Origin of the sequence: Streptomyces sp. NPDC001634, from assembly GCF_040298185.1 — a bacterium.
GTDB lineage: Bacteria > Actinomycetota > Actinomycetes > Streptomycetales > Streptomycetaceae > Streptomyces.
In genome coordinates this window covers 132,583-142,952 of sequence record NZ_JBEOZU010000015.1, presented here as the reverse complement: position 1 = coordinate 142,952, position 10,370 = coordinate 132,583, and the positions used below count along the sequence as shown (strand labels likewise).

Below are 10,370 nucleotides of genomic sequence, written 5' to 3'. Positions count from 1 at the left end.
GTCGAATTGCGTAGCTTGTATCGCGCCGAAAGAAAACGGCGGCTTCCATCGTTCACAACCAAAGAACGATGAACTGTGCTGCTGCACGCCACGCATGCGGTGGCGGCCCTGTCGCTGGCCGCCGTGTCCGGCTCCCTGGAGGCGTACGCGGCCCCGGTGCACGCCGTACGCCCCTACCCGGGCCCGGCCCGCGCCGCCGCGGAGGTACGACGGCTGCTCGGCGCCCCCGACCGGCCGGAACCGTCGCAGGGGCGGATCCAGGACCCGTACGGCTTCCGGGCTTTCCCCCAGGTGCACGGGCCCGCCCTGGAGGCCGCCGAGGCACTGCGGCGGATCGTCGAGGCGGAGGTCAACTGCCCCTCGGAGAACCCGCTGATCGGCGAGGACGGCACGGCCCACCACCACGGTGGCTTCTTCGCCGCGCCGCTCGCGCTGGCCCTGGACGGGCTGTGTCTGGCCCTCCTGGGGACCGCTCAGCTGTCCGCCGCACGGCTGGCAGCGCTCGGCCGGCCGGACCTCACCGGGCTGCCCGCGTACCTCACTTCGGGGCCCGCGAGCAGCTCGGGCACGATGATCCTGGAGTACACCGCGGGCTCCGCGCTCGCCGAGCTGCGTACCTGCGCGGCACCCGCGTCGGCCGGGCACGCGGTCCTCTCACAGGGCCTGGAGGAGGCCGCCAGCTTCGCCTCCCAGGCCGCCCGCCAGACCCTTCGCGCCACGGACGCCTACCGCACGGTCCTGGCCTGCGAACTGGTCGTGGCCGTACGCGCCTTGCGACTGCACCCCACCCCGCCCGCCGTCCCGGCGTTCACGGTGGCCGCGGCCGCCCTTCCGCCGGGTACCGAGGACCGCCCGCTGACCGGTGACGTGACGGCGGCGGCCGAGCTGCTGCCTGCGCTCGCCGAGGTGTGACGACGGTTGCTCCGCCTTTGCGTCGGCCGAGTGGGCCTTGGGCATCCGGCCTGCGTGGTCGTACGGCACCCCGCCCGGCGTCCCGTCGCCGCGCTTCCCGACGGCAGTGGACGGCTCAGTTCTTGTTCCGGTCGAACCAGATGGTCGCCAGCGTGGGCAACAGGCCCGCCCAGAACAGCACTTGCGGTATCGTCCGCTCCGTCCACGGCACCTGGGTGATCAGCAGCGCGCAGAGCATCGTCCAGGCCGCCTGGGCCAGGACCACACGAGCCCACCTGCGGCGGCGGATCACCGGACGGATGTTGACCCGGACGCCCGCGCGCAGTCGGCGGTAGCGCAGCAGCGCGCCCACGACCCAGATCGCCGTCATGGGCACGAGGTCCCACAGCCGCTGGCCCAGGGGCAACGGCAGCTCCCGCGGCGCCTTGCCGTCGGCGAACAGACCGACGCCGGTGCCGGCGAGGGCCAGACAGAGCAGGGCGAGCCAGCGGGTGCCGCGCAGCAGGCGGTAGGTGGCGCTGTCGAGGCCGCTCCGCATCCACCCCGAATGGGAGGACTGCGGGGCTGCCGCCAGCGCGTCCGCGTACAGCGTGGCTGCCTCGGTCGCCCTGACACCGGCCGCCTTCGCGGCCTTGTCGGTCCGGCGGGCCAGGGCCTCCGCGTGCTGGGGATCGAGCCGGAGAATGGCCTCGTCCAGCTGTGCGGCGACGGTCCCGTTGCCCGCCAGGGAGGCGATGAACTGTGCGACCTCATGGGCGTAGACCTCTTCGGGGCCGAGCCGCAGCGCCTCCATGGCCAGCTCGGCCGCCTCCCTGGACTCGCGGTCCACCTCGTGGGTCTCGATCCGGTTCTTTCCGTGCGCCTGGGCGTAGCGGACCATGCGGCTGCGGAACACCAGGTCGGCGAGCTTCGCATACCCGTACCAGTACTCGGGTGCGAGGCGCACCACCTCGCGCAGCGCGGCCTCGGCCTCCTCGAAGCGGCCGCTCGCCCTCCGCAGGGCGTCCGCGTGCATGATGAGCGCGTCCACGTCGTGCGGGTCCAGCTTGAGCGCCTCGGAGCTCGCTTCGAGCGCCTTCTGCGGCTGCTGGTCCGCGAGCAGACAGCGGGCGAGCTTCACCCAGGCGCGCAGATCACCGGGATCCTCGGCGACCCGTCGCCCCAGCAGCGCCGCGGCCTCGTCGTACCGCTGGAGTTCGATGAGCCCGTCGGCCCGCGCCAGAGCCGGGTGCGCGGTGGTCACAGCTTCCTCTTCTTCTTCAGATACGCCACCAGGTCGTCGTACATCCCGCCCTCGTTGGCGAACATCGCCACGTTCCGGGCGGCGGCGAACCACGGTTCGCTGGACGGAACCACCTCCTGTGCCGCGGCCAGCAGGTCCTTCATGCCGATCATACGAACCGTGCCCGTGCGCGCCGAGTCGAGCAGGGCACGCTCGGCCGCGGCCTCGCACACATGGGCGAGATCGGCCCCGGACAGCCCGTCGGTCGCCTTGGCGAGCCGGACCGGATCGACGTTCTCGATCGGACGGTCCCGCAGGTGGTAGCGGATGATCGCCTCGCGGGCCGGGGCGTCGGGCGGCAGGACCAGCAGTGTGCGGTCGAGGCGGCCCGGACGGCGCAGGGCGAGATCCACGTCCCAGGGGACGTTGGTCGCGGCCAGCACGAACACGCCCTCGTTGGCAGCGGAGTCGATGCCGTCCAGCTCGGTGAGCAACTGGTTGACCGTGTTGCGCATACCGCTGTTCGCGGTCCGGCTGCGCTTGGCACCGAGTGCGTCGAGCTCGTCGAGGAAGACCACGCACGGCGCCTTCCGGCGCGCGGTCTCGAAGACCTGGTGCATATTGCGCTCGGAGTTGCCGATCCACATGTCGAGGATGTCGTTGACCGACACGGACAGGAAACTCGCGCCGAGTTCACCGGCGACGGCCCGCGCGATGAACGTCTTGCCGCAGCCGGGCGGCCCGTAGAGCAGAAGGCCGCCGCGCAGGCTCTTGCCGTACAGCCTGCGCAGTTCGGGGTTGCGCATGGGCGCGAGGAAGGCCGCCTCCAGGCGGTCCTTGACCTCCTGCATACCGCCGACGTCGGCCAGGCGGACGGTGCCGGGCGCGTCCACGTCCCACGCGGAGGCCTCACCCGGGTCGCCCTCTCCGTCCGCCGCGAGGGGGGCTTCCACGAACCGCGGCGGTACGACGTCGCCGACCTGCTCCTCGGCGGCCCGCCAGTCGAAGCCGCCCCCGCCCGCGGGGTCCGGCGCGGGCTGCTGCGGCACGCCCATGGCGCGGGTCATGAGGTCCCGCGCCTTGGCGTCACCGGGCGCGTGCTGAAGGGCGACGGCGACCTCGGCGACGGCCGCCTCGTGCTGCCCTTCGTTCAGGAGGAGTTCCGCCAGGTGCAGTCGCAGCGGAACATCGGCGGGCGCCGCCGCGACCGCCGCGCGCAGGCTATGGATCAAGGGGGAGTCGTCCGGCATGGCGTCCACCCTACGGAAGCGGTGAGCGCGGCCTTCGGCCTCCCCCTCAACTGCGGTGCGAGGCTCAGGCCTTCCGGGCCACCGCGCCGTACATCGCGATGTCCTCGTCCCGGATGCCCTGCTCCCCGGTGCCGTCCGGGTGCCACTTGTGCACCTGGACCACGCCGGGCTCCACCATCTCCAGGCCCTCGAAGAACTCGTGGGCCTCATCGATCGTCCGCAGCCGCATCGGCATCTTGCGCGCCGCGTACTCGCGGGCGACGCGCCCCACCTCCTCCGGCGCGAACTCGGCCGTACCGATGGTCATCGCCAGATAGCTTCCGGACGGCAGCGGTTCGAGCAGACGGCGCACGATGCCGACCGCGTCGTCCTCGTCCAGGATGAAGTGGACGATCGCGATGACGGTGAGAGCGACCGGCTGGTCGAGATCGAGGGTCTCCAGAAATTCGGGGGCGCCCAGGATGGCCTCCGGGTCCCGGAAGTCGGCCTCGATGTACGACGTCTTCCCCTCGGGCGTGCTGGCCAGCAGGCCCTGGGAGAGCGTGAGCACGATCGGGTCGTTGTCGACGTACACGACCCGGGACTCGGGAGCGACGGACTGGGCGATCTCGTGGAGGTTGGGGGAGGTGGGGATGCCGGTGCCGATGTCCAGGAACTGGCGTATCCCCGCCTTCTCGGCCAGCCAGCGCACCGCCCGGTTCATCCAGTCGCGGTTGGCGCGCATATGGATGGGGAGCGCGGGCCACTCCCGGGCCATGGCGTCGCCCGCCTCCTTGTCGGCGGGGTAGTAGTCCTTTCCGCCGAGGATGTAGTCGTAAATGCGCGCGGAGTGCGCGCTCTCGGTGTCGATGCGGTCGGCCGGCCATCCGTTGTCGGGCAACGCCGCCTCCTGTTCACAGGTCTCGTTGGGTGGGGTGGGTCAGTGGGCTAAGGGAAACGAGCGGTCAATGGGGAAAGCACAGGGGAATCGCATGGATAGAAAGCAGCGCGTCACAGGAGGAAGTCGGCCTCGCCCGCCTTCACACTCGCCAGGAATCCCGCCAGCTCCTTCGGAGTGAGGACCAGCGCCGGGCCCTCGGGGTCCGTGGACTGCCGCAGCGCCACACTGCCGTCGGCCAGCTTCTTCGCCTCCACGCAGGCGCCGCCCGCGTCGTCGCTCCAGGGCTTGGACCAGCCGCGGCTGCCGAGGGTGTGGGACGGCATGCAACTACGTATGGGGTGGTGCACTGTCACAACTCCTTGCGTATCGCACCGAGGACGGCCTCGGTCTTCCGTGCGGGCGCGGACTGCGCCCCCAACCGGTCCAGGGCCTCGCGGTAGACCACGACGTCGTCCGCCTTGTCGAGGTAGACGGCGCCCACGAGGCCGCTCAGGTACACGATGTCCGGCAACTCGGGTGCCCTGAACCGGAAGAGATGGAACGCACCGGCGCGCATGGCCGGGTGCGGGCCGTTGCTGAACGGCATGATCTGCAGGGTGACATGGGGGAGCGCGTTCATCGCGATCAGATGGTCGATCTGGGCACGCATCACCTCGGGGCCGCCGACGGGCCAGCGCAGCGCCGTCTCGTCCATCACGATCCACACGCGCGGCGGCGAGGGCCGCGACAGCAGCTCCTGCCGCCGCATGCGCAGCGCCACCCGTCGCTCGGTCGCCTCGGCCGGAGCGTGCGGATTGCCGGCGCTCAGCAGGGCGCGCGCGTAGGCCTCCGTCTGCAGCAGACCGGGCACGAACTCGGCCTCGTACGCGCGGATCTGCAGCGCGGCCTGCTCCAGGCTCAGATAGGCGGCGAACCAGTCCGGCAGCACATCGCGGTAGGTGTGCCACCAGCCGCGCTTGTTGGCCTCGCGGACCGACTTCAGGAAGGTGTCGATCTCCTGCTGGTCCGTGACGCCGTACGTCTGCAGAAGCTTCTCGGCGTCCGTGAGCCGCAGCCGAGCCACCTTGGCGGCCTCCATACGGCGGATCGTGGAGTGGCTGACGCCGATCGCCTCGGCGGCCTGCTCGTATGTGAGCCCGGCCCGCGTCCGCAGTTCCTCCAGCTGGCGGCCGAGGATCATACGCAGGACGGTAGGGGCACCGCCCCAGTCGGTTTCCGCGGTCACGCCTACCCCCCTCGCACAGGATGCACGGGATGCACGGTCGCAGTCTGTCACGATCATCCGACGACGGGAGCAGCATGCACCCGGCGAATTGCAATTTTCAACTTGCTGGTTGCGAGGCGTTGTTGCCAGGTGCCACAGTGTTCATACCGTCGGAAGTCAGTGAACGAAGGTGCTGAGCAGCCCAGTTGGGGGAGACGGGGCTGGAAATCGGTGCATGCGGCGCGAGGCGTACGGAGCGCTCGCCGTGGCGTCCGACGGTGGGTACCGGCCAGGGTGCCCAGGCAGACGAAAGGCGAACGGCGATGGCTCCGCCCTCTCTCCCCCAATCCCTGGGCCGCCTGCCCGGGGGTGCCACACCGCATAGATCCGATGTCTTCGAACTCCCGGCCGTCCCCGCGGCGGTGAGCGTGGCGCGCAGCACCGTCCGCGGACTGCTGCGCCGTTGGGACACCGGTGGGGAGACGACCGAGAACGCCGTTCTGGTGACCTCCGAACTCGTCACCAACGCGGTCATGCACGCCGCCAGCGAACGGATCGTCTGCCGCGTGCGCACCGACGGCCTGCGGCTGCACATCGAGGTCGAGGACGAGAACCGAGCCGAGACCCTGCCTGTGCCGCGACAGGCCTGCCCGGACGACTCGGGTGGCCGGGGGCTCGTGCTCGTCGGGGTGCTGAGCAGCGACTGGGGCGTGCGCGACGCCCCGCACGGGCCGGGGCGCGTCGTCTGGGCCGAACTCGTACCGGAGCCCGGCGAAGCGGCCGCGACCGGCCCGCCACCCGTCCCGCACCTCAGGCCCGCCCCCCACCCGGCCGAAGGACCGCCACCCCATGGAACGACTGCACGCCTCTGACCCGCTGCCGCTCCCCTCGTACTCGTCGCTCCCGTCGCTCCCGTCGCTCCCGTCCACGGGTCTCCTGCCCGCACGCCCCGGCCGTCTGGCCCTCCCGGAGGAACTGACCGCCGCCCTCGGATACGACGCCGTGGGCACCCCCAGGGAACACGGCGAACGGATCATGAACTGTCTGCCCCGGGTCGGCTGCGTCTTCGCCGACGACCTGCGCTGGTGGTGGATCGTCCCGTCGGGCTCCGACATAGGTGTCACCTGGCCGACGTCGACGAGCTACGCGGTCGGCGCATACGTGGGCGCCTACGGGGGCCCGGCGACCGACGCGGGCTTCGACCCCTCCTGGAGCGGACCCCGCCCCGGACCTCCCCTGCTGATCCACCGTCCGGACGGTGACTCTCCGTACACGCCCCCCATCCCACTGTACTTCCTCGCCTGCTGTCTTGCCGGGAGCACCCCGCGCTGGTCGCTGGGCGTCGGCGCCTGAGGCGGTTCCGGGCCTCGGGCGCCCCGCCCGGTCCGTCTCCGGATGACGCCGGGCGCACGGTGGCGCATCCTTGCAGGGGTGCGATCGGGGTACCCGGGTGCTCTGAGCGAACGACGGGGGAGGTGCCGGCGCCTCCTCCTCGGAACCGGGCGGTGTGGTCATGGTCAAGAACGAGACACGCAGCGAGGGGGGAGTCTCCAGTCAGCCGGTGTTCGGCGCACCGTGCTGGGTCAGTCTGACCACGCGCGACGTCGAGGCCGCCGAGGCGTTCTACGGGGCTGTGTTCGGCTGGAAATGGCGGCCGAACAGCCTGGGCGACCGGTTCCGGGTGGCGCTGGCGGACGGGGTGCCCGTCGCAGGGATAGCCGCCGTGGCCTCGATGTGGCAGATGGCCGTCGCGTGGACGCCGTACTTCGCGGTCTCCAGCGCCGACGAGGCCGCGGCCCGCTCCCGTGAGCGCGGCGGGACGACGGCCGTGGGGCCGATCGCCTTCCCGCCCGGGCGTGCCGCCCTGCTCGCCGACCGTGACGGAGCCGTTTTCGGCATCTGGGAGGGCCGGCTCGTGACGGGCTGGGAGGAGTGGCGCGAGGCCGCCCCCATCTTCATCCGGCTGCACACGCGCAACGCCTTCGACGCCGCCATCTTCTACGGGGAGGTCCTCGGCTGGGCCTCCGAGAGCACCGGTTGCTGCGAGGTGCACTACGACGGCGACGAGGTCGTGCTGCGCAGTGGCGGGGCGGTGGTGGCGCGGATCCACTCGGGCGCCGTGGAGGCGGCACCCGACCCCACGATCCGCCCGCACTGGCAGATCCACTTCGCGGTCGCCGACGTCGATGCCTGTGTCCGGATCGCCCGCGACCACGGCGGGGACGTCCTGCAGTGGGAAAAGGGCGACGAGGAGGCGATCCTGGCCGACCCGGACGGCGCACGCTTCACCGTGACCGCCGAGCGGGAGCACTGAGCCGCCTGGCGGCGGCGCCCGACGGGAAAGCCGGACCGCCGGCCCGGCGCCGCGGGCGTGGCGGTCGTACGGCCTCGGCGAGCGGGATGCGGTGGAAGCCCCGTTGTGGTGTGGGGGCGGGGCGACAGAACCCACTCGCCGAGGGGTCAGGACGTGGCCGAGTCGATGGTGGGGGAGTGCGTACGACGGCGGCGCCGGGCGCCCTGGCGGGGCTCCTGGTCCGGCAGCCAGCCGAAGGCCAGACAGCTGCCCGTCACACCCAGCAGCAGGCCGATCATGAAGCCGCCCAGGTTGGACGTGAGCCAGGTGCCCAGCGAGACCAGGACGCCGATGATCGAGTAGAAAAGGCGCTGGGTCGGGTTGAAGAGGATCAGCAGACCGCAGAGCAGCATCACCGTCGGCAGCAGATACCCCGCCAGGCCCTGCATGCCGATGTGCATGACCACCTTCAGCGACGCCTTCTCCGTCAGGAGGATCTCCGCCCCGCCCAGCGTCAGCAGCAGTCCGCCCCAGAAGGGCCGGTCCGCGCGCCACCGCCGGAAGTCGGCCCTCCACCCGCTCGCCATCAGCAGCCCGTGTCGCTGAAGCTGAGCTTGAGCCCGGGCAGCTTGAACACGCCTGCCGTGGTGGCGTAGTTGGTCTGCCGCAGTTTGGCGATGTGGACGGTGTCGGCCTGCTGGCTGAAGACGCCCTTGTTGCCCTGCACCCCGGCCTTGTTCAGCGTGCTCGCGTCGTTGCCGATCTCGATCTTGTTGAAGTCGGCGTCGCCGGACAGTGCGGTCGAGTCGGTGGTCAGATCGGCCGCGATCACCTTGTCCTTGCCCCAGCCCGCCTTGATCAGCAGGTTCGTGCCACCGAGGTCGACGCTCTGGCACAGGTCGGTGAGCGTGGCGTTCTTGATCGCGGAGGTGACGACCAGCGCCTGACCGCCGGTGTCGCCGGCGTTCGGGCTGCCGTCGGCCATGTTGTCGAGGTTACCGAACTGCTCGAAGCCGGTGCCGTTGAGGTCCGTGGCGGTGACCGTGAACGGCATACCGGAGATGGCGAACTGCACACCCAGCGCTCCCTGGGCGGTCATGATCCCGAGACCCGCGGCGATCGCGGTGGCAGGCACCGCCATCACTGCGGCGCGGCGCAGGCGGACCCGCCCGCGTCTTTCGGGCGATCCGTCGGCGGCGGAACCGCTTTCCGGGGGCTCAGGGGTGGAACCGGGGGACGCCGTGGCGTCCGAGGACGAGGCCATGTCTGCTCCTGGGCATAGTCAATGCAAGTAGGGCTTCGCTGGCACGTTGTCCTGGCGCGGACAGCGGCTGCCGCGCACGCCTCCTCACACCTCCCGGCGTATGCAAGGGCTTGCTCGTGGCGCGGCAGTTACCGGCGAGGAAGTTACCGGTGGTTACACTCGAGGGTCAAGAGAGTTGTGGCAAAAGCGTGTTGATTGTGTGATGCCTGTGTCCGGGGGTCGCCGGCGCCCCGCAGTGAAACCCCCGGCCCACCTGCACCGCGGCGACTCGCACCCTCAACTTGGTTGACCCGTCTTGACGTTGATGGTTTATCAGGTCTACAACATCCACTGTTTTCCCACGGATCCGTGGCGCCGGATCCGTCGCACGGCGCACGTCACTCTCCCGGCCCCGTCCTCCTGGGGCATTCGTGACACCTCTGCACGCGCGGTGCCTGCACGGATTCTTCACATTCAGCCGCGATCCAGTACCCCTCCGCGGCACCGGCACGGTCGGCTTCACCCCTGTCCGCGGACCGTCCCGGTGGCCCGGCTGTCGCTGCCGTCCCGTCACGTACGGAGAAGGCGTCACGGGCCGGCAGCGGCACTCACCACTCGCACAGCCCCACTTCGGAGAAGAGGCACCCCCATGCGTACGACCCGATCCCTGCTCGCCGTCGCCGGCGCCGCCGCGGCCCTCGCCGTGGCCGCGGCCTCCCCCGCGTCCGCGGACGGCGCGGTGCTCACCACCGGCAGCGCGGGCGGCACCGCCGTCGCCGTCGGCGACGTCCTCAACGCGTCGCTCGCCAGTGGCACGGCGGCCACGCTCTACTCCAGCGCCACCGGCACGAGCGGCGTCTCCTGCGGCACGTCCACGTTCACCGCGACCGTCACCGACAACCCGGCCGCGGGCGGCACCGCCACCGAGTCGCTGACCGGCCACACCTTCGACAGCAGCAGCTGCACCAGCAACGTCATCGGCGTCCTGGGCGTCAGCAGCATCACCGTCGACCACCTGCCCTACACCACCACGGTCGCCTCCGACGGCACGGTCACCGTCACCCCGGCCGCCGGCTCCACCATCCAGACCACGGTCAAGCTGCGCACCCTGCTCGGCTCGATCACCTGCGTCTACCAGGCCCCGAGCCTGACCGGCACGGCGAGCAACACCGACAACAGCATCGCCTTCACCAACCAGCAGTTCACCAAGTCGTCCGGCTCGTCCCTGTGCTTCAGCAACGGCTACTTCACGGCGAAGTACGCCCCGGTCAGCGACACCGGCCAGTCGGGCAGCCCGGCGGTCTACGTCAACTGACGCCCCGATCGACGGCCGCTCCCGGTCCGGCGGAGCCGGGAGCGGCCGTTG

Annotated in this window: 11 protein-coding genes and 1 pseudogene; 5 read left to right on the top strand and 7 right to left on the bottom strand. The window is 71.0% G+C overall.

What is annotated here, in order from left to right; translation table 11 throughout:
- Nucleotides 1–75 precede the first annotated feature (75 nt).
- A pseudogene (locus tag ABT186_RS12795) lies at nt 76–912 on the top strand (aromatic amino acid lyase); the annotation flags it as partial.
- Between the two features lie 115 nt (nt 913–1,027).
- Here ABT186_RS12795 and ABT186_RS12790 read toward each other — a convergent pair.
- From ABT186_RS12790 to ABT186_RS12770, 5 genes are all read right to left on the bottom strand, one after another.
- Complete coding sequence (locus tag ABT186_RS12790) at nt 1,028–2,155, bottom strand: tetratricopeptide repeat protein (RefSeq protein ID WP_351924967.1); 1,128 nt, start codon at nt 2,153–2,155, stop codon at nt 1,028–1,030.
- The gene (locus ABT186_RS12785; protein WP_351223745.1) at nt 2,152–3,384 is read right to left on the bottom strand and encodes an ATP-binding protein; all 1,233 of its coding nucleotides are present in this window, start codon (nt 3,382–3,384) and stop codon (nt 2,152–2,154) included. The genes ABT186_RS12790 and ABT186_RS12785 overlap by 4 nt, the downstream gene beginning before the upstream one ends.
- A 64-nt stretch (nt 3,385–3,448) precedes the next feature.
- Nucleotides 3,449–4,264 carry an SAM-dependent methyltransferase gene (locus ABT186_RS12780; protein WP_351223747.1) on the bottom strand — a complete coding sequence of 272 codons (816 nt, stop codon included), beginning with the start codon at nt 4,262–4,264 and terminating at the stop codon, nt 3,449–3,451.
- Between the two features lie 110 nt (nt 4,265–4,374).
- A complete protein-coding gene (locus ABT186_RS12775; RefSeq protein ID WP_351223749.1) occupies nt 4,375–4,587 on the bottom strand; it encodes a DUF397 domain-containing protein in 213 nt (70 codons plus the stop codon).
- 26 nt (nt 4,588–4,613) lie between these two features.
- Nucleotides 4,614–5,489: a Sco1979 family transcriptional regulator gene (locus ABT186_RS12770; protein ID WP_351924965.1), complete on the bottom strand. Its 876-nt coding sequence runs from the start codon at nt 5,487–5,489 to the stop codon at nt 4,614–4,616.
- A gap of 302 nt (nt 5,490–5,791) precedes the next feature.
- Here ABT186_RS12770 and ABT186_RS12765 point away from each other — a divergent pair, with 302 nt between their 5' ends.
- The 3 genes from ABT186_RS12765 (at nt 5,792) to ABT186_RS12755 (ending at nt 7,782) form a co-directional block, all read left to right on the top strand.
- Nucleotides 5,792–6,340 (top strand): ATP-binding protein, encoded by a 549-nt coding sequence (locus ABT186_RS12765; RefSeq protein ID WP_351223753.1) that lies wholly within the window; start codon nt 5,792–5,794, stop codon nt 6,338–6,340.
- The gene (locus tag ABT186_RS12760) at nt 6,318–6,821 is read left to right on the top strand and encodes a hypothetical protein (protein ID WP_351924963.1); all 504 of its coding nucleotides are present in this window, start codon (nt 6,318–6,320) and stop codon (nt 6,819–6,821) included. The genes ABT186_RS12765 and ABT186_RS12760 overlap by 23 nt, the downstream gene beginning before the upstream one ends.
- Nucleotides 6,822–6,981: 160 nt before the next feature.
- Nucleotides 6,982–7,782 (top strand): VOC family protein, encoded by an 801-nt coding sequence (locus ABT186_RS12755; RefSeq protein ID WP_351223757.1) that lies wholly within the window; start codon nt 6,982–6,984, stop codon nt 7,780–7,782.
- A gap of 146 nt (nt 7,783–7,928) precedes the next feature.
- Here the strand turns inward: ABT186_RS12755 and ABT186_RS12750 are convergent, their stop codons facing one another.
- Together ABT186_RS12750 and ABT186_RS12745 are read right to left on the bottom strand one after the other, a co-directional pair.
- A complete protein-coding gene (locus ABT186_RS12750) occupies nt 7,929–8,348 on the bottom strand; it encodes a DUF6114 domain-containing protein (RefSeq protein WP_351223759.1) in 420 nt (139 codons plus the stop codon).
- Nucleotides 8,348–9,025 carry a DUF6230 family protein gene (locus tag ABT186_RS12745; RefSeq protein ID WP_351223761.1) on the bottom strand — a complete coding sequence of 226 codons (678 nt, stop codon included), beginning with the start codon at nt 9,023–9,025 and terminating at the stop codon, nt 8,348–8,350. Before ABT186_RS12745 ends, ABT186_RS12750 begins: the two co-directional genes overlap by 1 nt.
- Before the next feature lie 628 nt (nt 9,026–9,653).
- On the opposite strand from ABT186_RS12745, the gene ABT186_RS12740 reads away from it, so the two are divergent.
- Nucleotides 9,654–10,319, top strand: coding sequence for a Tat pathway signal sequence domain protein (locus ABT186_RS12740; protein WP_351223763.1), 666 nt, complete (start codon nt 9,654–9,656; stop codon nt 10,317–10,319).
- Nucleotides 10,320–10,370 lie beyond the last annotated feature (51 nt).

Excerpts from the sequence above, each read along its gene's own strand:
- ABT186_RS12740 (WP_351223763.1), top strand. The coding sequence starts at position 9,654 with ATGCGTACGACCCGATCCCTGCTCGCCGTCGCCGGCGCCGCCGCGGCC.
- ABT186_RS12760 (WP_351924963.1), top strand. The coding sequence starts at position 6,318 with ATGGAACGACTGCACGCCTCTGACCCGCTGCCGCTCCCCTCGTACTCG.
- ABT186_RS12775 (WP_351223749.1), bottom strand. The coding sequence starts at position 4,587 with ATGCCGTCCCACACCCTCGGCAGCCGCGGCTGGTCCAAGCCCTGGAGC.
- ABT186_RS12765 (WP_351223753.1), top strand. The coding sequence starts at position 5,792 with ATGGCTCCGCCCTCTCTCCCCCAATCCCTGGGCCGCCTGCCCGGGGGT.
- ABT186_RS12745 (WP_351223761.1), bottom strand. The coding sequence starts at position 9,025 with ATGGCCTCGTCCTCGGACGCCACGGCGTCCCCCGGTTCCACCCCTGAG.
- ABT186_RS12750 (WP_351223759.1), bottom strand. The coding sequence starts at position 8,348 with ATGGCGAGCGGGTGGAGGGCCGACTTCCGGCGGTGGCGCGCGGACCGG.
- ABT186_RS12785 (WP_351223745.1), bottom strand. The coding sequence starts at position 3,384 with ATGCCGGACGACTCCCCCTTGATCCATAGCCTGCGCGCGGCGGTCGCG.
- ABT186_RS12755 (WP_351223757.1), top strand. The coding sequence starts at position 6,982 with ATGGTCAAGAACGAGACACGCAGCGAGGGGGGAGTCTCCAGTCAGCCG.